Source organism: Ruegeria sp. P8 (assembly GCF_056534665.1).
Genome location: NZ_JBQERC010000007.1, coordinates 54,775 through 81,689, shown reverse-complemented (window position 1 = coordinate 81,689; position 26,915 = coordinate 54,775). Strand labels below are relative to the sequence as shown.

Annotated in this window: 23 protein-coding genes; 11 read left to right on the top strand and 12 right to left on the bottom strand. The window is 55.4% G+C overall.

What is annotated here, in order from left to right:
* Positions 1-52 precede the first annotated feature (52 nt).
* The 3 genes from ACR0BZ_RS10985 to ACR0BZ_RS10975 are packed head-to-tail and all read left to right on the top strand — an operon-like array spanning position 53 to position 5,047.
* Entirely contained in the window at positions 53-2,119 is a 2,067-nt protein-coding gene (locus ACR0BZ_RS10985) for an FAD-dependent oxidoreductase (RefSeq protein WP_480920192.1), read from the top strand.
* Positions 2,116-3,690, top strand: a complete 1,575-nt coding sequence (locus tag ACR0BZ_RS10980; RefSeq protein ID WP_480920191.1) for a trimethylamine methyltransferase family protein — start codon at positions 2,116-2,118, stop codon at positions 3,688-3,690. The genes ACR0BZ_RS10985 and ACR0BZ_RS10980 overlap by 4 nt, the downstream gene beginning before the upstream one ends.
* Positions 3,683-5,047: an aminotransferase gene (locus ACR0BZ_RS10975; RefSeq protein WP_480920190.1), complete on the top strand. Its 1,365-nt coding sequence runs from the start codon at positions 3,683-3,685 to the stop codon at positions 5,045-5,047. Before ACR0BZ_RS10980 ends, ACR0BZ_RS10975 begins: the two co-directional genes overlap by 8 nt.
* 292 nt (positions 5,048-5,339) lie before the next feature.
* Here the strand turns inward: ACR0BZ_RS10975 and ACR0BZ_RS10970 are convergent, their stop codons facing one another.
* The 4 genes from ACR0BZ_RS10970 to ACR0BZ_RS10955 form a co-directional block, all read right to left on the bottom strand.
* Positions 5,340-6,209 carry an EamA family transporter gene (locus ACR0BZ_RS10970; RefSeq protein ID WP_480911381.1) on the bottom strand — a complete coding sequence of 290 codons (870 nt, stop codon included), beginning with the start codon at positions 6,207-6,209 and terminating at the stop codon, positions 5,340-5,342.
* A gap of 3 nt (positions 6,210-6,212) precedes the next feature.
* Positions 6,213-6,998, bottom strand: a complete 786-nt coding sequence (locus ACR0BZ_RS10965; RefSeq protein WP_480546016.1) for a phosphodiesterase — start codon at positions 6,996-6,998, stop codon at positions 6,213-6,215.
* Positions 6,999-7,341: 343 nt separating this feature from the next.
* Entirely contained in the window at positions 7,342-7,866 is a 525-nt protein-coding gene (locus tag ACR0BZ_RS10960; protein ID WP_480920189.1) for a redoxin domain-containing protein, read from the bottom strand.
* Between the two features lie 56 nt (positions 7,867-7,922).
* A complete protein-coding gene (locus ACR0BZ_RS10955; protein WP_480483495.1) occupies positions 7,923-8,672 on the bottom strand; it encodes a hypothetical protein in 750 nt (249 codons plus the stop codon).
* An 86-nt stretch (positions 8,673-8,758) separates the two neighbouring features.
* Here ACR0BZ_RS10955 and ACR0BZ_RS10950 point away from each other — a divergent pair, with 86 nt between their 5' ends.
* Together ACR0BZ_RS10950 and ACR0BZ_RS10945 are read left to right on the top strand one after the other, a co-directional pair.
* Positions 8,759-9,301: a MarR family winged helix-turn-helix transcriptional regulator gene (locus ACR0BZ_RS10950; RefSeq protein ID WP_480920188.1), complete on the top strand. Its 543-nt coding sequence runs from the start codon at positions 8,759-8,761 to the stop codon at positions 9,299-9,301.
* Positions 9,302-10,012: an MOSC domain-containing protein gene (locus tag ACR0BZ_RS10945; RefSeq protein WP_480920187.1), complete on the top strand. Its 711-nt coding sequence runs from the start codon at positions 9,302-9,304 to the stop codon at positions 10,010-10,012.
* Between the two features lie 243 nt (positions 10,013-10,255).
* On the opposite strand, the gene ACR0BZ_RS10940 is transcribed toward ACR0BZ_RS10945, so the two are convergent.
* Complete coding sequence (locus ACR0BZ_RS10940; protein ID WP_480920186.1) at positions 10,256-11,116, bottom strand: LysR family transcriptional regulator; 861 nt, start codon at positions 11,114-11,116, stop codon at positions 10,256-10,258.
* Between ACR0BZ_RS10940 and ACR0BZ_RS10935 the strand changes: the two genes are divergently transcribed.
* Complete coding sequence (locus tag ACR0BZ_RS10935; protein ID WP_480920185.1) at positions 11,036-12,130, top strand: nuclear transport factor 2 family protein; 1,095 nt, start codon at positions 11,036-11,038, stop codon at positions 12,128-12,130. The genes ACR0BZ_RS10940 and ACR0BZ_RS10935 overlap by 81 nt on opposite strands.
* A 17-nt stretch (positions 12,131-12,147) precedes the next feature.
* Positions 12,148-13,101, top strand: a complete 954-nt coding sequence (locus ACR0BZ_RS10930; protein WP_480920184.1) for a VOC family protein — start codon at positions 12,148-12,150, stop codon at positions 13,099-13,101.
* Positions 13,102-13,236: 135 nt separating this feature from the next.
* Here the strand turns inward: ACR0BZ_RS10930 and ACR0BZ_RS10925 are convergent, their stop codons facing one another.
* Positions 13,237-14,424, bottom strand: coding sequence for a diaminopropionate ammonia-lyase (locus ACR0BZ_RS10925; RefSeq protein WP_480833016.1), 1,188 nt, complete (start codon positions 14,422-14,424; stop codon positions 13,237-13,239).
* Positions 14,425-14,508: 84 nt separating this feature from the next.
* On the opposite strand from ACR0BZ_RS10925, the gene ACR0BZ_RS10920 reads away from it, so the two are divergent.
* A complete protein-coding gene (locus ACR0BZ_RS10920) occupies positions 14,509-15,003 on the top strand; it encodes an Lrp/AsnC family transcriptional regulator (protein WP_480488002.1) in 495 nt (164 codons plus the stop codon).
* A 225-nt stretch (positions 15,004-15,228) separates the two neighbouring features.
* Here ACR0BZ_RS10920 and ACR0BZ_RS10915 read toward each other — a convergent pair whose 3' ends face one another.
* From ACR0BZ_RS10915 to ACR0BZ_RS10895, 5 genes are all read right to left on the bottom strand, one after another.
* Positions 15,229-17,673: a GcvT family protein gene (locus ACR0BZ_RS10915; RefSeq protein WP_480488003.1), complete on the bottom strand. Its 2,445-nt coding sequence runs from the start codon at positions 17,671-17,673 to the stop codon at positions 15,229-15,231.
* Positions 17,674-17,681: 8 nt separating this feature from the next.
* On the bottom strand, positions 17,682-18,563 hold the full coding sequence (locus tag ACR0BZ_RS10910; RefSeq protein ID WP_480477735.1) for a phosphotransferase: 882 nt from the start codon (positions 18,561-18,563) through the stop codon (positions 17,682-17,684).
* A gap of 1 nt (position 18,564) precedes the next feature.
* Positions 18,565-20,556, bottom strand: a complete 1,992-nt coding sequence (locus tag ACR0BZ_RS10905) for an ABC transporter permease (RefSeq protein ID WP_480773824.1) — start codon at positions 20,554-20,556, stop codon at positions 18,565-18,567.
* Positions 20,553-21,575 carry a quaternary amine ABC transporter ATP-binding protein gene (locus ACR0BZ_RS10900; protein WP_480546022.1) on the bottom strand — a complete coding sequence of 341 codons (1,023 nt, stop codon included), beginning with the start codon at positions 21,573-21,575 and terminating at the stop codon, positions 20,553-20,555. Before ACR0BZ_RS10900 ends, ACR0BZ_RS10905 begins: the two co-directional genes overlap by 4 nt.
* 76 nt (positions 21,576-21,651) lie before the next feature.
* Complete coding sequence (locus tag ACR0BZ_RS10895; RefSeq protein ID WP_480488010.1) at positions 21,652-22,599, bottom strand: ABC transporter substrate-binding protein; 948 nt, start codon at positions 22,597-22,599, stop codon at positions 21,652-21,654.
* 203 nt (positions 22,600-22,802) lie between these two features.
* Here ACR0BZ_RS10895 and ACR0BZ_RS10890 point away from each other — a divergent pair, with 203 nt between their 5' ends.
* Entirely contained in the window at positions 22,803-23,588 is a 786-nt protein-coding gene (locus tag ACR0BZ_RS10890) for a DeoR/GlpR family DNA-binding transcription regulator (RefSeq protein WP_480483469.1), read from the top strand.
* 197 nt (positions 23,589-23,785) lie between these two features.
* Here the strand turns inward: ACR0BZ_RS10890 and ACR0BZ_RS10885 are convergent, their stop codons facing one another.
* Positions 23,786-24,814, bottom strand: a complete 1,029-nt coding sequence (locus tag ACR0BZ_RS10885) for a LacI family DNA-binding transcriptional regulator (protein WP_480559048.1) — start codon at positions 24,812-24,814, stop codon at positions 23,786-23,788.
* 112 nt (positions 24,815-24,926) lie between these two features.
* On the opposite strand from ACR0BZ_RS10885, the gene ACR0BZ_RS10880 reads away from it, so the two are divergent.
* Both ACR0BZ_RS10880 and ACR0BZ_RS10875 read left to right on the top strand, forming a co-directional pair.
* Positions 24,927-26,438 carry a tripartite tricarboxylate transporter permease gene (locus ACR0BZ_RS10880; RefSeq protein WP_480488014.1) on the top strand — a complete coding sequence of 504 codons (1,512 nt, stop codon included), beginning with the start codon at positions 24,927-24,929 and terminating at the stop codon, positions 26,436-26,438.
* Entirely contained in the window at positions 26,435-26,890 is a 456-nt protein-coding gene (locus ACR0BZ_RS10875) for a tripartite tricarboxylate transporter TctB family protein (RefSeq protein ID WP_480920183.1), read from the top strand. The genes ACR0BZ_RS10880 and ACR0BZ_RS10875 overlap by 4 nt, the downstream gene beginning before the upstream one ends.
* Positions 26,891-26,915 lie beyond the last annotated feature (25 nt).

The window sequence follows — 26,915 nt, the reverse complement described above, 5'->3', positions numbered from 1 at the left end:
ATTATCCGGGGCCTTTGGGCTCCGGAACCCAACTACAGGAAAACGCGTGATTATGTCGAACGCGAACCCATATACTCTGCTTTTCGAACCGGTCCAGATCGGGCCCGTCACAGCCAGAAACCGCTTTTATCAGGTGCCGCATTGCACCGGGATGGGGCATCTCAGGCCGCGGGCGGACGCTGCCGTACGGGGCATGAAAGCAGAAGGTGGCTGGGCGGTGGTGTCCAATCAGGAGACCGAGATTCATCCGACCTCGGACTTGTCCCCGTTCCCCGAAGGGCGATTGTGGGACGCACGCGATGTGCCTGCGCTGCGGCTGATGACGGATGCAGTGCATGCACATGGCGCGTTGGCGGCCATACAGCTGGTTCATAACGGCAACCACGCGCAAAACCTGCTAACCCGCGCTCCGGTTCTTGCGCCGTCCGAGATGTCTGTGGATACGACGCAACCAAAGCACGCGCAGGCCATGGACAAGGCCGATATCCGGGAACTCCGCCGCTGGCACCGCGACGCAGCCCTGCGCGCGAAAGAGGCCGGGTTTGACATCGTTTATGTCTATGCCGGGCACAACATGACATTGGCGCAACATTTCATGCTGGCCCATATGAACCAACGCAGCGATGAATATGGGGGGTCGCTTGAAAACCGTGTGCGGCTGACCCGTGAGTTGCTGGAAGACACCCACGATGCCATAGGCGACAGCTGTGCCGTTGCGTTCCGCTTTGCCATTGACGAGATGATGGGCGCCGACGGTATGCAGGCAGCAGAAGAAGGCCGCGCGGTTGTTGAGCTATTGGCCGATCTTCCCGACCTGTGGGACGTGAATGTCGCGGATTGGTCCAATGACAGCGCAACGACCCGTTTCCAGCCCGAAGATGGCTATCAGAACGCGTTTCTGTCCCACGTCAAACAGATCACCCGAAAACCTGTTGTTGGCGTGGGCCGACTGACGTCCCCGGACATGATGCTGTCGATGGTCAAAAAGGGAATTGTCGACCTCATCGGTGCCGCGCGGCCATCCATTGCGGACCCTTTCATTCCAAAAAAGATCGAGGAAGGCAGGATCGACGAAATCCGCGAATGCATCGGCTGCAATATCTGCGTGTCGTCGGACAATCTGGGTATTCCGATCCGTTGCACGCAAAACCCAACGATGGGCGAGGAATGGCGCCGTGGCTGGCACCCCGAGATCATCGCGCCGAAAAAAAGCGAGGCCGAAGTGCTGGTCATCGGCGGCGGACCTGCGGGGTTGGAATGCACGATGCAATTGGCACGGCGCGGGTATCAGGTGACTCTGGCCGAGGCCTCGGCCGAATTTGGTGGACGGGTAGGTATGGAAAGCAGACTTCCCGGCCTCGCCGCCTGGTCGCGCGTGGTTGACTATCGCCTGAACGATCTGAAACAGCGGGCCAATGTTCAGTTATTCACGGACAGCAAGCTCGAAGCCGGACAAGTCGCCGAGCTTGGCATCGAGCATGTCTTTGTTGCAACCGGCAGCCATTGGCGTGCCGATGGAGTGGGTCGCAATACGCAGCGCCGCCTGCCTAGGGTCACGCCGGATGCCAAGGTGTTGACGCCTGATGACATCATGAAAGGCGTTCTGCCCCCGGACGGCCCGGTGATGATCTATGATGATGATCACATCTATCTGGCTGGGGTGATTGCCGAGAAATTGGCGACTGCCGGATATCAGGTCATTTTTGCCACGCCTGAGAGTTTGGTTTCGGCCTACGCCGTTCACACATTGGAACAGTCCCGCATCCAGGCCCGCATGATCAAACTGGCGGTCGATATCCGCTGCAATCAGGTGCTTACGGCGGTTCAGAGCGACGCGGTGCGGATAGGCTGTGCCTTTACCGACCGCGAAACTGAAATCCCGTGCGCCTCAACGGTTCTGGTGACCGAGCGCCAGCGTGAAACCGCCCTTTTCGACAGCCTGAAGGGAGCCGGTTTGAAAACCCTTGACCTCATTGGTGATGCCGCGTCGCCGGGGCTGATCGCAGACGCAGTTTTTGCAGGTCATCGCGCCGCCCGCGATTTCGAACGCCCAAAGGCCGATGCAGACAAAGACTGGTTTCGCCGTGAGATTATTGATTTGGCAGAGGATGCAACATGAACAGCACCAATGAAGCACCCCGTTCACGTCGTCGCGGGGGCGGGGGGCGCGCAGCGCGTCTGAAGGTACAACAGACGACCACGGGTAACGAAGCCGTACGCGGGGGTCTGAGCGGCGGACGCTATAGACCGCTGACTCAGACCGATATTGAGAACATCCATCATGCAGCCTTGACCGTCCTGGAACAAACCGGAATTACCGACCATTTCCCGGAGTTGCTTGAGCTGGTGCTTCCCAAAGGTGCAGTGCTGAGTGACCTCAACCGGCTGTGCTTCCCACGCTCCCTGATGGAGGACATTCTGGCAGGTGCCGCCAAGGAGTTTTACGTCTATGCCCGAGGGGAGCGCGAAGGTAAGGACGACATGCATTGCACGGCAGAAAGCGTCTATTTTGCCAATTCCGGCACCGCCGTGACAACATTCGATTCCAAATCCAAAACCTATCGTCCGTCGGTTCTGCGTGATGTTTATGATTTCACCCGCCTGGTCGACCGTTTGGAAAACATCCACATGCTGGGCGACACGGTTCTGGCGACGGATGTGACCGATGACTTCACCCATGACATGAACACCATTTATGCCATGCTTGCGGGCAGCCAAAAACCCGCCTGCCTGACGTTCCGCGACCGCAGCCACATTCCACATGCCATTCGCATGTTTGATCTGGCTCAAGGGGGCGAGGGGGCTTTCCTGAAAAAGCCAAGCGTCATATTCGGCGGCTGCCCCATTGTTTCCCCCTTACGGATCGGCAAGGAAAATATGGAGATCCTGATTGATACCGCCAAACTTGGCCTGACTGTCGATCTGGCCGTGCCACCTCAAGCCGGGGCCACGGCACCTGCGACGCTTGCGGGAACGCTGGTTCAGACCGTCGCCGAAACACTTGCCTGCGTTGCCATCGTCAACCTGATCACGCCGGGTTGCCCCATCTGCTTTGCGGCCTGGCCCTTCATTACGGACTTGCGCAGCGGGTCTTTTACTGGCGGCAGCGGCGAACAGGCGCTGATCGGTGCCGCAGCAATTCAGATGGGCAACTTTTACGGCCTTCCTACCTCGGTGGGTGCAGGTATGACCGATGCAAAAATACCTGATGCGCAATACGGGTTGGAAAAGGCGCTGACCTTTACCCTTGCGGCGCATGCTGGCGCCAATCGCCTGTGCGAGTTTGGTGGCATGATCGGTAGCCTGATGGGATGCAGCTTTGAAAGCATGGTCATCGATGACGAAGCGGGCGGCATGATCCTGCGATCGTTGCGTGGGATAGAGGTTACTGATGAAACCATGGCTGTGGATGTGATTCACCAATGCGCCATAGATCCGGGTCATTTCCTCGGCAATCCGCACACGCTGAGCTATATGAACAGCGAATTTGTCTACCCACAGCTGATGGACCGCGAGCGTACGGACACTTGGGAGAATGAGGGGAAAACGGATCTGTTGGACCGCGCCCGCAACAAGGCGAATTCCATCCTCGACAGCCATTTTCCTAATTATTTTGGTGCTTTGGACGCTCGGGTGCGCGAAGAATTCCCTATTGTACTAAGCGCGGAAAGCATGGCCCGCCATGGATAACTCCAACGCCAAGCAATGGGACAACGACCACTTCCTGCACCCGTGGGAAGGGATGGAGGCTTTGGGTGAAAACGACCGCACCTTTATCGAAGGTGCCAGCGGCATCCATCTGATAAACGAAAAGGGCGCTCGCCTGATCGACGGACCGGGGGGAATGTGGTGCACCCAGATTGGGTATGGGCGCACGGAAATGGCCGAAGCAATGGCCGAGCAAGCCCGGAATCTTGCCTATTTCTCACCCTTCAACAACACCAACTCGACTGCGGCACAGTTCGCCCGCGAAATCGCCAAACGTGCGCCCGGCGATCTGAATAATGTCTTCTTTACAACCGGCGGTTCCACCGCGGTTGATACAGCCATCCGGTTTGTCCATTTCCGCAACAACCTTATGGGTCGGCCAGAGAAAAAGAAAATCATTTCAAGGCAAAAAGCCTATCACGGAAGCACTTATCTGGCAGCCAGCGTCAGTGGAAAAGAACGTGACAGGCTTTGGCTCGACAAGGCCGACGACCTGGCGCATTTCCTGCCGGACGTGAACCCGCTTTACCGCGCGCCCGGTCAAAGCGATGAGAGCTTTCTGAACGAGAAAGCTGCCGATCTCGAAAACGCCATTGTGGCACTTGGCCCGGAAAATGTTGCCGCTTTTATCGCTGAACCAGTTTTGGCCTCGGGCGGTGTCATCGTGCCACCAATCGGATATCACGCACGCTGCCTGAACATCTGCAGGAAGTATGATGTCCTGTATATATCAGACGAGGTTGTCACGGCTTTCGGCCGATTGGGTCATTGGTTCGCCTCCGAGGCTGTCTTTGGCATTCAGCCCGACATAATCACCTGCGCCAAGGGGATGACATCCGGGTATGCGCCGATGGGGGCCGCGATTATCTCAGATCGGTTGATTGCGGATGTTGCGGGAAAAGATGCCACCTTTTCGAATGGATATACCTATTCGGGCCATCCGGTCAGCGCGGCAGCCGGGTTGAAAAACATCGAGATTATCGAGCGGGAAAAGATACTCGAACACGTTCGAGAAGTCGGTCCGGTTTTTCAGGATCAACTTCAGCAGTTGCGCCAGATTGACATTGTGGCCGATGCGCGTGGGATGGGATTGATGGGGTGTGTTCAGTGCTCAGTCGATGGCGATCCCCAGAGCGAGCTTGGGCGCGACTATGAGATTGGCGGTCGTATCGATATGGAATGCCAGAAACGCGGTCTGCTTGTACGACCCGTGATCAACATGTGTGTTCTTTCACCGCCCCTCATCATTACAAAAAGCGAAATCGAGCATATGTTTGCTATTCTGCGACAAGGGCTAGAAGCGACATCCGAGTGGCTCGGCAGGATCAGTGGCCGGTGACTGTTGCAGGCTGTCGCTGCGAAAATCTGGAGATCGGATACCGTAGCGGCATTTCGAACTTAGGCTTTGCCAAATTCGTTTCCGTCAAGGAGTTGGCGTATTTGCACTGCCCGAGCGACTATGGCATCCACACGTCGGCTCCAGTGATGGAGTGTTTCGGATCATCAGTGTAGTCGTTTGCTTCTGTCGTGCTCGGCCATTACAGGACCGGCTATTTACGTCCAGAGAGATCCCAAACAAGGCCAGTAAACGAAGGACGAGTTCGTAGCGCGTCAAGACAGTGACTACCGTTTCAACTTCGGGACAGCGTAATCAAAAGGATTCCCAATGCGATCAGGCTTGCCCAGCCGATACGGTGCAGAAAACGGGATTCCTTCAAGATGATCGCCGCGAGGGTCACTGAAACCGGGATCGATGCTTGCCGTACCGCGCTGACTGTGGCGGCTTCGGCCCCAAGCTGGAATGCGGTCAGGATGAACAGGTAAGACAGATAGGACGCAATCCCGGCAAATGCGATCCGCACCGGTGCCTGCGCCCAGCCACGCACGACCCCCAGAAACGGGGCTGACAAGTGGCGATCTTCCCAGGCTCTGATGCCAGCAAGCAGCGGTGTCACCAGAATATAGGTGAAAAACAGGAAAGGTGCCGGATTGGTCAGCTTCATCGCTTGGGCATCGCTTAGCGAATAAGCGGCAGATCCCAGCATCGCCATACTTGCCAGCGCGAATGCTTTGTGATCATGCAGCAGTCCGCCAGGCGACTTCTGAATCATCAGGCTGCCTAGCAGGACCAATGCGATCCCCAGCAGGGTGAACCACGAGTAATGCTGATCAAGGGCCAGCCAGCTGAAGGCGACAATGGCAATCGGCGACGAACGGATAATCGGATAATAAACCGACAGGTTCCCACGTCTCAGGGCCGACAATGTGCCGTAGTAGTAGAAGGTCAACCCAAGGGCTGAGATTGCGACAAAGGGCCAGGTCTCAAGTGGCAGGCTCAATTCCTGACCCATAACCAGCGTATGAACCGCCGCCAGGATCACCCAGGTCAGAGACACTCCGACATAGCACGACACCGGATGCGCAACCCCTTTCAGCGTAAGGTCGCGCAATGGGTGGGTTGCCGCCGAAACCAGAACCAATGCGATCCAATAGGCTTCCATACCTCAGGTCTGATGCAATGGGTTACGTTGCAGGAAAGTGTTGAAATGCACCGTCAGCTGATCCTCGGCGATCTGTACGACACCGTAAGCCGGAGGTTCGTCGCAGAACTCGCCATCGACACTGGCCGCATTCAACGGAATCTGATGGTTGAGACTGGGCAGGCTGGTAAATGGAATGCCACGCCAGTTCACATAGGTCATGCGGTGCACATGGCCGTAAAACACATGCCGAATGTTGCGCCCGTGTTTGAGGGCGTCAGCAAAGGCGTCCGCCTCGACCAGCCTGATCTCGTCCACAAGGGGAATGCCAAGGTCAAAGGGCGGGTGGTGCAGGAACACATAGGTTGGCTTGTCCTCGGCTTGGGTCAGTTGCTGCCTGAGCCAGTCCAGCCGGGCAGGGCAAAGCTGCCCTTCATGCACATCGCGCCCGTCTTTGGTTGAATCGAGAAACAAGAAAACACCCTCATCCGTTTCGAACCGATGCTGGACAAACCCGTTGGCATCCTTTGGATGATCGGGGAAGACCGATTGGAAAACAGTTCGGTCGTCGTGATTTCCAATCAGCAGAAAAGAGCGGAGCGGAAATGCGGCCAGTTTCGCCTTGAGCGCCCGATAGGCCTCATCCTCAGCAAATTCAGCCAAATCGCCAGAGATGACACAGAACGCCGCATCGGAATGCCACCGAAGGATATCGTCCAAACAGGCGTCCAGCCGCTGGGATGGAAAGCCGCCGTTTAGCGGGCCGGAGTCGCGGACGAGGTGTATGTCAGTGATGTGAATGAATTTCATCAACCATTTTCCCCGAGTATTGCAAGAAACAAGGTATCGACGAAGTTTGCCGATCACACGGATTTAGTAAGAATTTCACTGGGTTCACTCGCTCATACGCGACAAGGTTTGCAGTCGAACACGACAGAGTTCGCGAAACTTCCCCCAAATGATGTGAAGCCGTAGTCCAGATAATCCGGCCGTATTGCTGCCGCGGGTACGCAAGTCTGAAACGGGCGCGGTACCGTGCCTAAACGAACATGTGGAACCTGGGCTGTCTTGCTTAGCTTAGAAAATGGAGAACCAATGTCGCGCACGCCGAGGAGGTAGATACGCTTAGGTTTGCCCTCTGTATGCCGCCGTTTCACACAACGCAGCCAGTGTCATCACACCGCCTGGCCTGGCTGGGTTGCCGACTTGCGCCCACAGCGGCAGCCTCGCTGGCAAGTAGGCTTCCAATCTCTGCACCCAGCTGCAGCTTAGAGACCTGGCCAAAGTGATGTGCCGCAATCCGGCCTGACTGATCCAATAGAACAAGGCTGGGCGTGCCGCGCATTCCGTATGCCGCCATAGTTTCCGGCAAAGGCCCGGTGCCCTGTTTGTCGACCGCCACTGGAAACCTGATACGGTATTCGTGAAGAAAGGCTTTCAGTGATACCGGCGTCATTGCGTCGTGATGTTCGAAAACGGTGTGCAACCCGATTACGGCGACGTGTTCGTTGGAAAAATGCTCCCGCACAGCTTGTGCCAGAGGGATGCCATGGATGACGCAGCCTGGGCATAGCATCTGGAAAGCCTCAATGACGACAACCTTACCCTGGAAATCCGAAAGCATTAAGTTCTTGTCAGTGTTGAACCATTCACTGACCTGCAGTTCAGGCGCTTGCATATTGATCTCTCCTGTTCAGAGGTCGGCCGCCTGCCTGAGACGACCGGCTGACATCGTTATTGAAGCTTGCCCGGTAGGCTCAGGTCGCCCGAGGCAATGTCGAAAACATCCGTGACGCACAAAAGCGGAGCGTGAATGTTGGCGTTTACCCGCAGAGCAGAGGTTACGCCATCATAAGCGATGCCTTCCAACTGAACGTCGTTGGAAAATCCGGCTTTGACTTGAATTTCCGGACCATCGAACAGCGGTGTGAACCCTGGGCTGTCCAGGAAGATTGGGAATCCAGGCCAGGTTGCAGGAAGCTTTGGCGTCGTCCCTTCAGGGATATCGCGCACTGCAAGGGCGCCCGGGCCGCAAGTTTCGGTCGGGGCGAGAACAACCCAGTGGCTGTGCCATTCGATACCGTCGTTGGCTGGGTCGCCATCGCCGTTTTCATCAAACAGCGGGGTGTCGTCAAAATCCGGGTGGCTGGTTGCAGCCATTGCCAAGATGCCGGCGCCGCCTTCGAAACCTACTGCAGACGTATCCAGGGATGTAGGCCACACATAGGACCAGACGTCTGACCCTCCTACTGCCCCGGTTCCTGCCGGCACCGATGCCCCGGCAGTACCATTGGTGGTCATGTGGAACGTAATGGTATTGCCGTTGCGATGCGCATGCGCTGCAAGGATGTCAAAGTCGGCCACCTTGGCGACATCAGCGGGAGAGACAACAGCCCCCTCCTGATGTATCGCGTGATCGCCTTCTGCGACGGCGGACGAAGCTCCGATCACAACTGCAGCAAGTGATTTCCAGGTGAGTGTCATTTCTTATCTCCGGTAAAGTGATATCGACTCGCTACCAAAGGGAGAAACATATTGCAACTTTAATTTCGACTCGCTACTTGTTAGACATGAGAACCGCCCACAGTATTCGTATCCTTATCAACCGTCTTGCCCGGATAGATTCCGCTGCGGGCTGGACGGGCGACCTGAACCCGACGCAAAGGGCGGCGCTGGAGTACCTTTCCGACGCAAATCAGTTTTCCCGTTCACCGTCACATGTCGCTGAGTACCTTGGGACAACCCGCGGAACGATGTCCCAGACACTGAAAGCGCTTGTGCGCAAGGGATACGCTGCCGAGCACCGACAAAAATCTGACCAGCGGTCGATCTCGTACGAACTGTCCAAGGCGGGCGCCTCTGTTTTGACAGAGGCCAATCCGATTGCTGACGCCATCGGCAATCTGCCCTCCAGCGTTCAGGTGTCTCTCAAGGATGGTCTGCTTCAGAGCTTGATGTTGGCATTGGCAGCGAACGGTGGTCACTCGTTCGGGAAATGCATGACCTGCGCCTATCATAAGAAAGGTCAGAAAAATGGCTTCTGCAGCTTGCTGGAAGTGAGCCTCGAGCGTGGCGAAGAAGAAAAGATATGTATTGAACACAAAGAGGCCTGAATGACCCTTCCTGAACTATCGACAGTAATAGGTGGCATTTTCCTGGGTTGTGTCACGAACCGCTGGGAGGCAAAGCCGCCCTCTGCCATTCAGAAGGATCGGGTGTCTGGCCGTCAGGTCATTTCGCTTACTGGATTTTCAGATGATGTACAGGCGGACCTGACCGTGCATGGCGGTGCAGAAAAAGCCATTCACCATTATGCGCAGGATCACTATGCGGATTGGCAGAGAGAAGGGCAGCTGCCCCCCGGCGCAGAGCCCGCAGCATTTGGTGAAAACATCTCAACAACCGGTTTGACCGAGGAAAATCTGTGCATTGGCGACATCCTGAGGCTGGGCACGGCAATCGTTCAAATCAGCCAGGGCCGTCAGCCCTGCTGGAAACTGGGACTGCACACCGGAAATGAAAGGATGCCCTACCTGTTTCAGAAAACGGGTCGCACTGGGTGGTACTACCGTGTTCTGGAAACCGGCGAGGTCGAAGCAGGAGATCGAATAACGTTGATTGAAAGGCGCAATCCGGACTGGAGCGTGCAGCACGTGACCCGCGCCCGACTGACACGACGAGTTTCCCGCAAGGATGCCGAAGCCCTCGCAAATCTGACGGACCTCGCCCCTGGCTGGCGGCAAGCCTTTGCGCGCATGGCGATGGGCGACGTAAAAGAAGATACGCGCGCGAGATTGGGGAGCATGTCGAACACATCGCCTTAAGGCCCCACTGCGAGACTTCAGCATGTTTGTTGGAAGACATGGGCAGGTCGCCAGCGCGGTGCACATCGGCACGTCAAGGGGCTATATGAATTTCTGGCGGTTGATCAGCCAGGAAGTTTCCAGTGAACGTTCCGCTTTCGCAGTTAGGATATCGGTTCCGGTTGTCGGAAGGAGGGTCCGCATGCGGCGGACCACGTCTTTTGCGCGCCATCTCAGAGATGGCAATCAAAGTTCCTTTGCCCTTCATCGGGCGGTCGTTATCTCCGAGATGAGCGCGCGGAGCCATTGGTGGCGAGGTGACGCTGCCTGGCGCATGTGCCAGATCTGCGCAATTCTATCGGGTGGCAGGTCGACGGGTGGGCTGCAATGAGCAAAGCCGGCAAAGATATTGTCCTTTAACCGCGCAGGCATAGTCGCAATAGTATTGGTCCCGCGAATAAGAGAGGCGATTGCCGAGAAACCAGGCAGCGTCACTGAGACGCGGCGGTGCCTTTCCAGGTGGCTGAGCGCCAAATCGATAGCGGTAAGTTCGTGTTGCCCGGGCATCATGACCGCGTGGGGCAACGCGCAATAAGCCGCGATTGTATCAGGAGCAGTCACGTGGTCAGGGTCGAAATAGCAAAGATCATTGTCGGTCAGGATCAGTTTCTGCATCAAGTCGGCTTCGGTTCCGGTAAGCTCGGGCGCCAGCACCAGATCGACCTGCCCGTTGCGTAGTAGTTCGGCCCAGTCTTGTTGCGACTGCGCGCGCCAAATGCGCAGTTGTACCTTCGGTGCGCGGTGTCGCAACGCGTGAAATAAGGGTTTCAGCACGATTTCGGTCTCATAATCATTGGCGGCGATCACAAACTGGCCGCTGTCATCACGAGGCTCGTATTGCGCGGGTTCTGTAAATGCGTCCACTGCCTCCAGAATATGTTGCGCTTGTGCAAACAACTGGGCTGCGCGCGGCGTAGGAGAGATACCGCGCCCCATAGGGACAAACAGCTCATCTTTCACAATTCCGCGTAGCCGGTTCAATCCATGGCTGACAGTGGATTGTGTGACCTCCAGACGTCTGGCCGCCGCCGTGATCGAACCTGTGTCATAGACCGCGGCAAACATGCGTATCAAACGGACGCCGAGTTCTTTATTATCGTTTTTCTTCATGAGTTATATGGTTATCCTTTCGTTATTTTCATCAATGAAAATCTCTATCTGGTCGCCACATGCAACCGAAAAGGTAAACCCATGCCGTTTAGAAAATCCGTCCTCTTTGCTGCAACCGCTGTGGTTATGGCGCTTTCCACTCCGCTCCATGCTGATAAGCTAAGCATTGACGCACAAACCCAGGCCTCGATCAAACTGGCCGAAGGGTTCTATCGGGATGTTTTGGTTTACCGGAACCTCAACAATTTCGGGAAGTACATCGGCGATACCTATGTTCAGCATGCCACCGCATATGGCGACGGGCCGGTTGAGTTGATCAAAGCCGTTGCCGGTGAACTGACTGCCGATCCTGATGTGCAGGTGGATCTCTACCGTGTGCTTGCCGAGGGTTCCTATGTTGCAATCCATTCTGTCTGGACCGGCAGTAACGGGGACCAGTACGTCTATGTTGATGTCTGGCGCGCCGAGGACGGAAAACTGGTCGAACACTGGGACCACTACCAGCAGGTCCCCGAAAGCGCGGCGAATGAAAACACCATGTTTCAGGGACCAAACGCAGATGTTTATTCCGATCAGAATATCGAGCAGAACCGTGAACGTGCTATCGCCGTTCTGAAAAGCTTTGAAAACCCAAGTGATCTATCAGCGGTCGAAGCGTATATCTCCTCCGAGAACTATATACAGCACAACCCGAGCGTGCCGGATGGGCGCGATGCTCTGGCAGAATACTTGACCGGACTAGCTGCTGATAACGTGTGCCTAAAAACAGAAATTGCCAAGACTATTGCGATGGGCGACATGGTGCTGGTTCATTCGAAGCAGACCAACCTCGACATTGAGGGCGATCTGGGCATCGGATTTTTCGATATCTTCCGCTTTGATGACAATGGTTTCATCGTAGAGCATTGGGACATCGAAGAAGCGCAGACCGGAGAATCCGCAAACACCAACGGCGTGTTCGAGTATTGAGGATCAGGAGAAACCCCATGACCATCAAACCCGGCAATGTGCACAGGCGAGGATTTCTAAACAGGATGGCCGGAGGTTTGACTGCCGCCGCCGGTACAGCGATGATCGCTGATATGCTGGCAACGCGGGCCTACGCCAGCGCGGTTGATGGGAAGGGGGTTTCGAAACTCAGAAAAGGAGCCTATGGCATGAGAAGCAGCGAAGCCCCCGTGTCAATCGGCCGTGTGGCACTGATTGTGAACAATCTGGACACTGTTGGGACCTTTTACCAACAAGTGCTTGGCCTTGAGGAATTGGCGCGGGATGGCGAAACACTGAAACTGGGCGCAGGAAACAACGTTCTGCTCGAGTTGCGCCAAGACCGTGCTGCGCGGCGCTATCCGCATGCGGCGGGTCTTTTCCATACAGCTTTTCTGATGCCGGACCGCGATTACCTGGGACGCTGGCTGATCTATGCTGCACAAAACCGCATCCCTTTGACCGGGGCGGCGGATCACGACGTCAGCGAGGCGCTGTATCTAAACGATCCAGAAGGCAATGGGATCGAAATCTACGCCGACCGGCCTGTTGAAACATGGCAGATGGATGGAGAGTATATCCGCATGGGCTCGCATCATCTGGACCTGGAGGCCATTGCAGGTGCGGCCCGTCAAGACTGGTCCGGGGCTCCGGAAAATATGGTGGTCGGACATGTCCACCTACAGGTCGGGGATATCAATGCGGTCGACGAATTCATGACACGACATCTAGCGCAGGATCGCATGCTGCACGAAGGTTCAGCAGGGTTCTACAGTTCGGGTGGGTACCACCATCACTTTGCAGGCAACGTCTGGAACAGCAATGGTGCAAAAGCTCGTCCAACTGACAGCAGCGGCTTGGATGAGATCGTGCTGTTGACGGATGGGACTGTATTGCAACCGCAAGAGCTGACAGACCCTTGGGGAACGCGGTTCACTGTCGAAAGGAAGTGAACCTGCATGATTGGCCAAGAACAAAGGCGTATCTTGCAGGCCGGACAGCGGTAAACTCCTGCGGCGTGGCCGGAAGGTGGAAGCCGGGCGCGGCTTCCACCAAGGGGGAATACCACGCCGGGTCATTTCCGCAAGTCAGTTGCTATCATTCATGATCCGGTCGAAAACATGCGGATCTGTGACGCCCTCTGACCCGATCAACATCACTCGGGATCGCGGCGTAATTTGAAATTGTTTTCGCAAGTCGGTGCGCATCGACGCGCAGATCAAGCCAATCAGACCGGCCACGGCGCTTTCTCCGGCTTCGATTGGCTCATCTCCGAAAGCGCCGTTTGCCAATAGGCGGACGGCCGGTGCCACAAGCTGGTCAGGGATTTTCATGAAACCGCTGGCGGCCTCTTCCAAAACGTTCCATGCCAATTCGGACGGCGCGCCGCAGGATAGCCCAGCCATTATGGTTTCTTCGCCTACTTCGACGGCTGTAGGCCGATTTGCCTGGGCGCTTGCAAAAAGGCAGGGGGCCAATTCAGGTTCGACCACGATGACGCGCGGCGCATTCCGCTCCCATTCCTGGAGGAATACCGCGGTGACGGCAGCCGCTAAGCCTCCAACGCCGCCTTGAAGGAAGACATGAGTGGGTGGCAAAGCCAAATCCTGCACGATCTCGCGCGCCATGACCCCGTAACCAGCCATGACATCAAGAGGTGCCTGAGTGTAACCGGGCCAGGAAGTATCTGAAACAATCAACCAACCGTGTGCCGCTGCATCGGTCCGGGTCTGTGCCACGGAAGCGTCGTAATCTCCATCAACCCTGATCACTTCGGCCCCCAGCTGGCGCATTGCGTCGGCGCGGAATGCGCTTACTTCTTTGTGAATGTAAATTCGGCATGGCGCGCCGAAGCGCTGGGCACCCCAAGCCACTGAACGACCGTGATTGCCATCTGTCGCCGAAATGACGGTTATGTCTGCAATTCCGGCAGTATGGGTGCCGTTTCGGATCTCATCGGCAGTGACTTCACGGCCTGTCTTTTTGGTTAATTCGCGCTGTAATACTCGCAGAACCGCATAAGCGCCGCCAAGTGCTTTGAAACTGCCCAAGCCAAATCTTAACCCTTCATGCTTGTAATAGACTGCGCCCAGATCCAGTGCTTCGGCTAGACCTTGAAGAGACGGCATTGGCGCTCTTTCGTACCCACTCCAGCTTTGAATTTCCCTCTGTGCGAGGTCAAATCCCTCGCGGGGTAAGGTGGCTGTGGCGGCATGGCCAAAGCCTGGCTTGGCTGTATGGCTTTCAATTCCGACTGTCTCAAAGTTTGCGAGCATTTGTGGTCCTTCCATTGTTGGTGCAAATATAATTCAATGTCAGTGATGTTTTCGCTCTGAATTGCTGGTAATTTTGAAGCAAACTTGCATGAGGTCGCCGTGAAACAAAAATATTTATCAGGAAGTCTGGATAGCTTCGATCTCGCGATTCTTAGGGTGTTGCAGCAGGACAATACGGTGCCGCACCGTCAAATCGGTGAAAGCGTGAATCTGTCTGCGCCCAGCGTGCAGCGGAGGATCAAACGCATGGAGGCGGAGGGCGTCATTGCCGCGCAGTCAGCGCATATTGATCCGGCAGCCGTGGGATTGCCGCTGACCATTTTCGTCGAAGTCGAACTAAAAACCGAGACTGGCGGAAAAATCGATGAAATCAAGAAAAGCTTCTATGCTGCCCCTGAGGTTCAGCAATGCTACTATGTTACTGGTGAAGTGGATTTTGTTCTGATCGTTATCGTTCGAGATATGTCCGAATATGAAAAGCTTACCCAACGGTTGTTCTTTTCGAACAAGAACATCCGAAAGTTCAGAACATTCGTTGCAATGGACCGAACAAAGTCATCCATGCAGTTGAACATCTGACTTGTGCCTCTCCAGAGCATGTAGTCTGGCGGGGTATTTGACTTTTGCGCGGCGCGAACTGGAAACAAAGTGCTTGTGCACTCCAAATCTGCCAGAAACCTGGTGATCTGGGCGGTAAATCCTGCCGAGACACCTCTCGGTTTACCTGGAAAATAACCACGTTTCCCGAGGTATTGAGGTTGGGACACATTTGCCCCAACCTCATCAAGGTAACAGGAGTTTATCTTACGATTTGATACGGTCCATTTTGGGATCGTAAAGCGGTTGAAGTGTCACGTCGCAGGAGACACGTTGGGTCGCAACCTCCAACTCATACGTGCCGGACGTAACAAAATCTGCATCGACGCCGCCCTGATTTCGGACATAGCCGTAACCGATGGATTTGCCGGTTGTATAGCCATAGCCTCCCGACGTTAGCCAACCCACCCGTTCTCCATCCCGGTATATTGTTTCGCGGCCCAACAGCACCACATCGGGGTCGACGGTGAAGCAGGCCAGCATCTTTTTGACGCCCTCGGCCTTTTGCTTCTCGCTTGCCGCGCGACCCTTGAAGTTTATGTTTTTGCGCAGTTTCACAGCCCATCCCAGACCGCTTTCAAACGGCGTGTGATCAGGCCCGATATCAGACCCCCAGGCGCGGTAACCCTTTTCTAACCGAAGAGATTCAATTGCGCGGTAGCCCGCATTAACCAGCCCTTGCGGTTGCCCTGCTTCAATCAGCGCAGAATAGACTGTTTGCGCGTATTCGACAGGCAAGTGCAGTTCCCAGCCAAGCTCGCCCACATATGTCACCCGCAGCGCCTTGACCGGGCAACCCGCGATGCCGATTGTCCGGATTGTGCCAAACCTGAACCCGTCATTCGAGACATCATCACGGGTAACTGCCGCCAGAATATCTCGTGCTTTTGGCCCCATCAGCGACAACACTGCGTTCGAGGAGGTGATATCGAACAGCTGGCAGTTCAGCCCGTCCGGAATATTTCGGCTGATCCAGTCAAAATCGTGGGTGGCATAGCCCGTACCAGTGACAATGTAGAATTCATCATGCGCTACACGGCCCACGGTCAGGTCGCATTCAATTCCGCCCTTGTCATTGAGCATCTGGGTATAGACCAGCGCTCCCACCGGTTTGTCCACATCATTGGCACAAATCCAGTTCATCGCCGCCAAGGCGTCCGGGCCTTTCAGCGCGAATTTGGCAAATGATGTTTGATCGAACAGCACTGCCGCTTCTCGGGCCGCTTTGTGTTCACGACCAACGGCAGCGAACCAGTTCTGGCGACCAAAGCTGTATTCGTCCTTGGGCGTTTCACCCAGCGATGCGTCGGCAAACCAGTTTGGACGCTCCCAACCCAGTTTTTCTCCAAAGCAAGCGCCCTGATCCATAAGCGTATCGTACAGCGGTGACTTGCGGCAGGGGCGGCCGGACTCGTGTTCTTCATGAGGCCAAGCCATAGTGTAGTGTTTGCCATATGCTTCGACTGTTCGGGTGCGAACCCAATCGGTGTCGAAATGCGGGCGGCCAAAACGGCGAATGTCGGCGGACCACAGGTCAAAGGGCGGCTCGCCCTTGGCGGCCCATTCTGCCAGCACCATTCCGGCGCCACCGCCAGAAGCAATGCCAAAGGCGTTGAAACCAGCACCAACAAAGAAATTCTTCAGCTCTGGTGCTTCACCTACAATGAAGTTGCCATCCGGAGTGAAGCTTTCGGGACCATTGGTCAGGGTCTTGATCCCCGCGGTCTCCAACGCTGGCACCCGGCCCAGCGACAGCTCCATGATCTGTTCGAAATGGTCGAAGTTACTGTCGAGCAAGGTGTAGTGGAAATCTTTAGGTATGCCATTCACCGCCCACGGGATCGGGTTCGGCTCATAACCGCCCATGACGAGCCCACCAACTTCTTCCTTGTAATAGGTCAGCCGATCGGGATCCCGCAGGGTAGGCAGATCACCGGGTACACCAAATGGTTCTGTGACCATGTACTGATGTTCCATTGGCACCAGCGGCACATTCACACCGAACTTGGCGGCAAAATCGCGCGTCCACTGACCGGCACACACGATCACCTTTTCACATTCGATACGGCCATGTTCAGTGATTACGGCGCGGATCTTGCCGTTCTCGATTTCAAGATCGGTGGCCTTGGTATCCTCGAATATCTTCGCGCCTGCCATGCGCGCTCCCTTGGCCAGCGCCTGGGTAATGTCCGAGGGGTTTGCTTGCCCATCGGTGGGCAGGAACGCCGCGCCGATGACGTCACCGATATCCATCAGCGGCCAAAGATCCTGCGCTTCCTTCGGGGTTAGCAGCTGCATGTCCAGACCAAAGGAATGGGCTGTGGTGGCCTGCCGTTTGACCTCGGTCCAGCGTTCCTCGTTGCAGGCAAGGCGCAAACCACCATTCATTTTCCAACCCGTTCCCAGACCGGTTTCTTCTTCAATCTTGTTGTACAGATCGACTGAATATCCCAGCAGCTGAGTGATATTGGCGTTCGAACGCAGCTGCCCCACCAGACCCGCAGCATGGAATGTGGTGCCCGAAGTCAGCTTTTTGCGCTCCAGTAGCACCGTGTCGGTCCAACCGAGCTTGGCAAGGTGATAGGCGGTCGAGCAGCCGATGATGCCGCCGCCGATGATGACGGCTTTGGCTGTATTTGGAAGGTCGGTCATATCTGTCCTCAGGTGTTTTTGTAATCGGTCAGGGCCGTGCGAAACCGTGCGAGATTTTCGCTTGTGTAGGCTGCGTAGTCGAAGTCGATATCCGAGGTGATCTCGGACACCATGCTCCACATGGTTTCACGAAGCAGCGAGGCGCATTTCATCGCCGTATAGCGATGACGCAATTGGTTGGTGACGGGTGCCTGAAAGTAGGTTTCCAGAACCCAGTCCTCTTGTTCATTGGAAAGAGAGTTGTTCGAGGCCAGCCCACCCAAATCAAACAATGGCGAGTTGAAGCCCGCGTAGTCGAAATCGATCAGCCACAGGCGGGTGCCATCGTCCAGAAAGTTGCCGCAAAGCAGGTCGTTATGGCCAAACACGATGTCGTACGGCCCGGCCTCGGCTTCCAGATCATTTCCAATTTGCACAAGTTCAGGGATCAGGCCTTTATGCGAACTTCCACGATCGGTGAGGGTGGCGGCATAGTCGCGGATGACATGAAAGACCCAGAACACCAGTGAGGGGCCGCGCAGGTGCTTGGGCACCTCAAGGTGGCAAGCTTTCACGAGCTCCAGCACTCGAGGCAGCATACTGGGGTCGCGTACGTGTTCTTCGGTCAGAGTGCGGCTTTCGACGAATTCCAGGACTGTTAATTCGTTGGACGAAAACACTACAGCGGGTGACAGACCTGCAGCATGGGCGGCCTTACTGGCAGCCAGTTCGTTGAAGCGCATCACCTGGTGCAAAGGGATGTCGTCACCGACACGCACTACATAGGATCCACTGCTGTCAGTGACCTTGTAGTTCACATTTGTAATCCCACCCGTCAACGGGGTGGCTTTGATCTCGCCCTGCCAGATCGGTAGCTTGCGAATGCGGGTCATCAGGTCGGATTGGGTCATATCAACTCTCCATTCCAAAGCGGATGCGTGCCTGACGAGCGCTTGCGTTGATCAGCCTATCAGCGATGATGGCAATGAATGCGATGGACAGCCCTGCCACCAGACCTCGACCAGTGTCAGCCTTTGTCAGGGCAATGTAGACTTCCTGCCCCAGGTCGCGGGTGCCAACGAGGGCGGTGATAACCAGCATGGACAGCGCCAGCATGATGGTCTGGTTAATACCCAAAAGGATTTCGGGCAGGGCCATGGGCAAGCGAATATGGCGCAGAAGTTGCGTGCGTGTGCACCCAGAGACCAATCCGGCCTCGATCAATTCCTCACTGACCGAGCGCACGCCATGGGCCGCATAACGTACGGCCGGGGCCAGCGCGTAAAGGACTATGGCAATCAGCGCAGTGAAATCGCCGACGCGAAACAGCATCACAACCGGGATCAGATAAACAAAGCTGGGCAAAGTCTGCAACGTATCAATCAACAGGTTGATCACCGTCCCGGCGCGTTTGTTCAGTGCAGCCACAACACCCAGTGGAACACCGATCAGGGTAGCAAGAAACACAGAGGCACCGCAGAGATAAACTGTCACCATTGCCTTGGCCCACAGTCCTGACACGAGGATCAGCGACGCCAGTCCTCCGCACAGCAGCGCCAGCCGCCAGCCCCCTGCGTGCCAACCCAGCAAGGTCAGCATGGCAATGGCCCAAGGCCATGGGATTCCCAGCAAAACCGTTTTGATCGGGATCATGAACCACGTCAGGAAGAAGATCTTGATCGCCTCGAACGTGTCAAAATAATTGATGTTCAGGTATTTGACCGTGTCATCCCAGAACCCGCCAGTGGTGATCGTCTGGCTTTCAGGATATTCCAGCAACAGGGGTGAAAACTGTCCCAGAACCCAGGTCAAAATCAGCAGGATCATTACCAGAACTGTCCGGCGATGGCGGGTGATCCACGAGCCGGGGAGCTCGTGATGTACCTGCCCCATACGCTCGGCAAAAGCCTGACTTAGGCGATCGACAGCAATGGCCAGAACTACAATGGCAATACCGGCCTCGAACCCAGCGCCGATGTCCAGCCGGCGCAGCGCGGCAAGGACGTCAAACCCTAATCCTCCGGCCCCGATCATCGAGGCAATGATGACCATGTTCAGCGTCAGCATGATCACCTGATTGACGCCTACCATCAGACTGTGGCTGGCGGAAGGAACCAAAACGCGCCACATCAACTGCTTTTGCGTCGTGCCTGCCATGCGCCCGAAGTCCAAAATCTCAGGGTCGACGGCTCTCAAGGCAAGCGTGGTGATCCGCACCATGGGTGGTGTCGCATAGATGATAGTTGCAACAAGCGCCGAAATCGGTCCAAAGCCGAACATGAACAGAATTGGTACCAGATAGGCAAAGATCGGGATTGTCTGCATCAGGTCCAGAATGGGCGAGATGATGCGATCGAAAGTCAGGTGGCGATAGGCCAATATCCCCAACAACAGCCCGCCGCCCGCGCCAATCGGCACCGCAATCAGGACCGAGGCAAGTGTTACCATCGCGCTGTCCCACTGGCCAAAAACGGCCAGATAGGTAAAGCAGCCGCCGACCAACGCGGCCAACCCCCAGTCCCGGCAATACTGTCCCAAAGCTATTACGGCGGTGATAACCACAATCCAGCTGATCGCAGGTAGGATGACTTGCGCATCGTTGCCTTGCCCGGTGACAAAACCCTCGGCCAGCAGGGACAAGACAAGGTCATAGGGCTGTTCTATCAACCAAGCAGCAGCGCGGGTAACGTCGGTGAACGAAACTGGGCCGATTGCAGCATCCTCGATCAGCCAGGACATTGCAGATGAGATATAAGTTTTGAACGGGACGACCCAAGCCGACGGGAATTTGGTGATCCAGCGCGCATCGAGCGCTTTTCCCAGGTTGCTGCCGAAATACCCCAGCAGGATCGTGAGTCCGACAAGCAGCAGAATGATGAGCTGACTGCGGGACAGGCGGCTCATACCGCGTCCCCTTCACCGAATAGCACATGGGCCACAGCCTTGCGATCAATGGCGCCAATAACCAGACCATTGCTGTCTGTCACGGGAATTGGTGCATCTGCGGCGATGATCCGTTCCGCCACGGTCGAGACGCGGGTCGATTGCACAATGGGCTCACCTTCACCTGCAGCGCCGACGGTCATTACACCACCAACCGTCAAAACCTTGGAGCGCGGAATATGGCGCGTGAATTCAGCCACATATTCTGTCGCTGGATTCATCACCAGTTCTTCCGGGGTGGCGATCTGGATGACTTCACCATCTTTCATAATGGCGATGCGGTCGGCCAAGCGAACGGCTTCTTCAAAGTCGTGTGTGATAAAGACAATAGTCTTATGCAACCGTTCCTGGAGTCGCAGAAATTCATCCTGCATTTCGCGCCGGATCAGCGGATCGAGGGCCGAAAAAGGCTCGTCCAGAAACCAAAGATCGGGCTCTGTCACCAACGATCGAGCAATGCCCACACGCTGTTGCTGACCACCCGAGAGCTCTCGTGGATAGTAGTCCTCGCGCCCTTTCAGGCCGACCAGTTCCACCACGTCTCTCGCCTTTGCGTCGGCTTCGTGTTTGGGCGTAGCCTGAATAGTCAGGGGGAACATCACATTCTGCAATACGGTCAGGTGCGGTAGCAGGGCAAAATGCTGAAACACCATGCCCATCTTGTGCCGACGGATTTCAATCATTTCTTTCTCGCTGGCGCGCAGCAGGTCGGCGTCGTCGAACAGAACCTCTCCGCTCGTGGGTTCGATCAACCTGGATAGACAACGAACCAGGGTTGATTTGCCTGAACCGGACAGGCCCATAATGATGAAGATTTCACCTTCAACGATTTCAATATTGGCGTTGCGTACCGCTCCGATCACACCCGCATTTCGAATGTCATCTGCCGATGGGTTCGGATTTTGCGCCAGAAGGGTCTCGGCGTTTGGACCGTAAAGCTTCCAAACGTTTCGGCAGGACAGTTTTGTTGTGGGGGTCATCAGTGGTGTCCGGGACTAAGACGGAAAAAGACCGAAGCGGTAGAGGAGAGCGGGGTAACCGCTTCGGCCAAGCAGATTATTTAGAGATCCAGCCAGACCAACGGTCCTTGTTCGTCTCCATCCAATCCGCGACAACTGCATCAATATCCACACCGTCCAGATCGGCTTTGCCGACCATGGCGCTCATCTCGTCGTTATTGATGTTATAGGCTTCGATGATGTCATACGCGCCCGGCCACTTTTCTTGCAGGCCAGACCAAGCAGCCTTCCAGATCGGACCGCGCGGTTTTCCGCAATCATAGGCCAAGGCCGGGTTCACACCGACGGACGGGTCGCTGTAGCACTCGGCCGAGTATGGCGGAAACTCCACGAATTCACCGTCATATTTGGCCGGGGCCCAGTGCGGAACATAGACCCACAGCATGATCGGATCTTCGCGCTGATATGCGGATTCCAGCTCTGCAAAAAGCGCAGCATCCGTGCCTGCGTGGACAACTTCAAATTCCAGCTCTAACGCTTCGACGCGTTCTTCGTCGAAACCGCCCCAGGTCACGGGTCCGCCGACATAGCGCCCATTTGGCGAGGTTTCAGCCGTGGCAAATTCCCCTGCGCAGTCTTTCAGAGCTTCCCAGTTTGGCAAGCCGGGGCAGCGGTCTTTCATGTAAGTCGGGTACCACCATTCTTCGATCGCCATCAGACCGGTTTCACCAACGTTCACCACATTGCCAGAGGCGGTGGCTTCGTCCAGCGCTTCACGCCCGGTGGTTTCCCAGATTTCCATTGCCAGATGTAGATCACCTGTCTTCAGGCCCGCAAACTGAGCGATATAGTCTGCCTGTACATACTCAACGTTGTATCCGGCCTCTTGCAGGATTGATCCCATTATCTTGGTGTTGATCAGCTGCCCTGACCAATCATGCAACGTCAGTTTGATTGGGTCCGTCGATTCGGCGGCCCAAGAAGCCGAAGCAGTTACGCCAGCGACTAATGCCATTGCGTGTAGTGCATTGAATTTCCTGATCATGTTGTGCTCCCTGAATGTGGCTTTTTGAGTGTTTTTCGTTTATTACACTTCCATGCTGCGCCAATCTGACAACTACGTCAATAAAAACCACACTTCGCCACGAATATTCGTTATAATTCACACAAAAAGCCCCGAACGGCACTGTATTGGACGTAATATTGTTTTATTGGGATGACTGCCGTATCCCCCTTTCAGGAGGTCGCATGTTAAAGCCACGAAAAACCACAAATCAGCGCGAAGAAGAAATCCTTCGCGAGCTGCAACATGCGGGCGGGTCGTGCAGGGTCAGCCTCCTGGCTCAAAAACTGAATGTTTCCAATGAAACGATCCGGCGCAACGTCAAGGCGCTGGAAGAGCGCAAGATCGTGCGGAAGGTGCATGGCGGCGTACATCTTAGTGAAGACGCCATAGAGCCACCCTTTGAAAACCGTTTGGGAACGCAAGCACATGCGAAAGAAGCAATAGCCCGGGCAGTCGCAAATACAATTAGCGACGGGGATTCCCTATTTCTGGATATCGGTTCGACGACCGCCTACGTCGCGCTTGCGCTACGGAAACACAAAGACCTGTTTGTAGTTACAAATTCGGTTTTCGTCGCTTACACGTTGTCAAAGCACAACAACAACCGGGTGTTTCTGGCGGGTGGAGAACTGCGCGCCCATGATGGGGGCGCTTTCGGTGCAGAGGCATTAGATCTTGTGAAGCGTTTCAACGTACAGCTGGCAGTGTTCTCGGTTGGAGCCGTGAATGGCGATTTGGGCTTCATGCTTCATGATCTTGAAGAGGCCAATATCGCGCGTGCTGCGGCTGAAAATGCGCAGGTGCGCATCGTCGTAGCCGACAGCGGAAAATTCAACAAGCGGGCCCCGATATCTCTCCATAACATGGCCGGAATTGATGTTTTGTATACGGACCGCGTTCCTCCTGCCAACATCCTGGCCATGCTCGACAAAAATGAAATCGAAGTTGTTATCGCAGGGTCGGACTAGTGTCAGAACTGATAGATGTACCCAGCGTACAAAACTGCATCTTTGAGGAGATGGCAGCCTTTTAATGAGATCATGTTGAAATCTGTTAACGAACTATTCGACAGGAAAAACGTCAAATCGCGCATGTTCGTCAACCGGGCCTCATAGTTTGCGACACCCCCGTTCAGAATGTGCAAACAAGTTGGCAATGCCGACTATTATACTGACACTGGACCTGTTGTTCCTCTAACAACACACTCCAGCTCGCAGCAAATTTTAAAATGTTCCGACTCATCTGACGTAATGTAATCGGTGAACTTGTCACCTGCGAGTTTACCGATGGCTTCGGCGGGGATTCGAATGGTGGTGAGCCCCGGCTCAACATCAGCTGATCCCTTGAAATCTCCGATGCCCATTATTGAAAGATCGCCGGGAACGTTCAACCCCAGTTTCTGGGCCGCAAACAAAGCGCCCTGCGCTATGACGTCATTTCCACATAACAAAGCCGTAAGTCGAGATGTTTCCGCCAAAAGGTTCAGCGCAGCCTGCTTGGCCTGCGAAACGCTGTAAGGAGCTTCAGATTCGTGCTCGCCCGGAACGGAGACACCCATATTTTGTAGCGCTTCGTGCACAGCGGAAAGTCGATGTTGCGCGCGGTCATTACCATTGGTCTTTGGAAAGATCAGCCCAATGTCACGATGCCCTAGGGCCAGCAGGTGCTCTGTTGCGAGACGGCCGGCCAACTGGTTGTCGGCCCCGACACAAGGAAGATCCGAATCCTTTGAGTAGTTCCAAATCGCAAGTGCAGGTATTTTCTGCTGCGTGATCAAGCGATTGGTGGCATCGGAATGCTCCAAGCCAACCAATGCCACGCCGTCCACGCGATGTTCAAGAAACTTGCGCACCATCGCGTATTCCCGATCTAGATCATACCCGTGCGACGCCAGTAGAAGGCTGAATCCTGCCTTGTCGATAGAGTCGGAAAAAGCCTGAATGACCTCGGCGAAGATGGCATGGTTGATAGTTGGTACGACCAGGCCAATCGTTCCTGACCGCTTGCCATGCATTGTTTGAGCGGCACGATTGCGGATATACCCGAGCCGCTGCACTGCCCTGTTGATCTTTTTGCGAGTTGCAGGGCTGACCAGATCAGGGTGATTGAAGGTACGAGAAACCGTAGACGGCGAAACCTTCGCGGCCTTTGCGACTGCCACGATATCGACTTTACCATGCTGAAAATTAGACATAATTTCGTCCTGTCCGGTCGATTTTATGAAAACATTTGCAATACTATTTTCATCCCCTAACCTGATTTGTCAACAAACCAAAAGTGCAGACAAACGGGTTGGGAGGCACTGGATGGAATTCATTTACTACTTCGGGGATGTGTTCACACCGATGTCCTTCTTGCTGCTTTTGGGCGGCACGATCGGAGGGCTGATCCTGGGCGCGACACCAGGCTTGTCACCAACGATGGCGGTTGCCCTTTTGATTCCGTTCACCTTCCAGCTTGAGGCCGCACAGGGGCTGATCTTGCTGGGAGCCGCCTATACCTCGACCGTTGCTGGTGGCGCGGTGAGTGCAATTCTACTGAAAATCCCAGGCGCTCCAGCCAATATTGCCACCACTCTGGACGGCCACACCATGGCCAAGCAGGGACAAGGGGCGCGGGCGCTGCAACTGTCGTTTCTGGCCTCGGCGGTTGGCGGCATCTTCGGTGTGCTCCTATTGATCTTTCTGACACCGGTTTTGGCCAAATGGGCGCTGGCGTTTGGCCCCTCACACCTGTTCTGGTTGGCCATTTTGGGGGTGACTGTGATTGGCACGCTAGATTCTGCATCCGTGGTCAAAGGTTTGCTATCGGGTTGTATCGGATTGTGGCTGGCGACAGTCGGTTTCGACGACATTATGGGCGCGCAACGCTTTATCTTTCACCCTGCACTGGGCGGCGGCATCAACATTATCGCGGCGCTGATCGGTCTGTTCGCGATCCCTCAGGTGCTGACGATGTTTGCAAAGGGACGCCACGACACGGGTGCTGAAGTCATTGAAGTACAGCGCCATTCGATCATGGCCGCATTGCGAGAACTGTTCAGCCGTACCCGAGCACTTAGCATCGGCACACTGACAGGTTCCATCATTGGCCTGATCCCAGGCGTTGGCGGGCAAATTGCCGGGCTGGTTGCCTATGATCAGAGTAAGAAGTTTTCAGCCGAGAAGGACAAGTTCGGCACGGGTCATTCCGAGGGCGTAATTGCCGCGGAGTCCGCCAACAATGCGATGGTGGGCCCATCTCTGGTACCGTTGTTGACCTTGTCGATCCCGGGTAGCCCAACCGCAGCCGTTTTGCTGGGCGGGCTACTGATTCACGGAATTTTCCCGGGCTCGGATCTGTTCGACAACCACCCGGACGTGGCGTGGACGTTCATAAACTCCATGCTGATCGGCCAGGTCCTGATGTGCGTCTTCGGCCTATACATTGCTGGTCTGGCCGCGCGTGTCGCGCAGGTGCCGCAATCGGTCATGGCGGCCGTTGTTCTGGCCCTTTCGGTCTTCGGCGCCTACTCGGTTCAGAGTTCGATGGGGGATGTCTATGTCATGGCGTGCCTTGGCATTGGGATGTTCTTTCTGGAACGATTTGGATTCTCGGCTGCTCCGTTGGTACTGGGATTGATCCTTGGTCCGATTGCCGAAGCCAACTTCATTCAGGGCGGAATGATCGCGGACGCGACCGTCGGCAAGGCCTCTTACTTCCTGACGGGCGGATTGAATCTTCTGCTGATCGCCGTTGTACTGGCTTCAATTGCCTACTCGGTTTGGATGGAACTTCGCCACCGGCGCTATACCACCAAAGAGGAGGCACAGGCATGAACCGCACACAACACATAATCGGGTCGGGTTTGGTTTTTGCCGTAGGACTTTGGGTAACCTGGGTCAGCTTTACTCAGCAACCGGTCGAGGCATTTCTGTTTCCGCGTCTTATCGCTTCGGTCTTTGTGGTTTTGGCAGGGTGGACCTTCGGCAAAGCGCTGATGGGATTGTCCAAGGTAGGCAACGGCGTGACCCGCATGATGTTCATCAACATGCTGCCGGGCCTGTTCGTCACCCTTATCTATGTCTTCTGGGCGTCCAGATCGCTGGGGTTCTACACAGCAACGGCAATCGCGTTTTTCATTCTGCTGTCGATTTACGATCCAGACCCACATTCCGAAGCCAAAACCTGGGTCAAGCGCGGTGTCATCACAGCGATCTTTGTGGCGGTGATGTACGGGCTCTTTGCCATGCTTCTGCAAGTCTACACACCAAGGGAATTTCTGTTCTGACCGCAAGGGATGCGGATGAACCAAA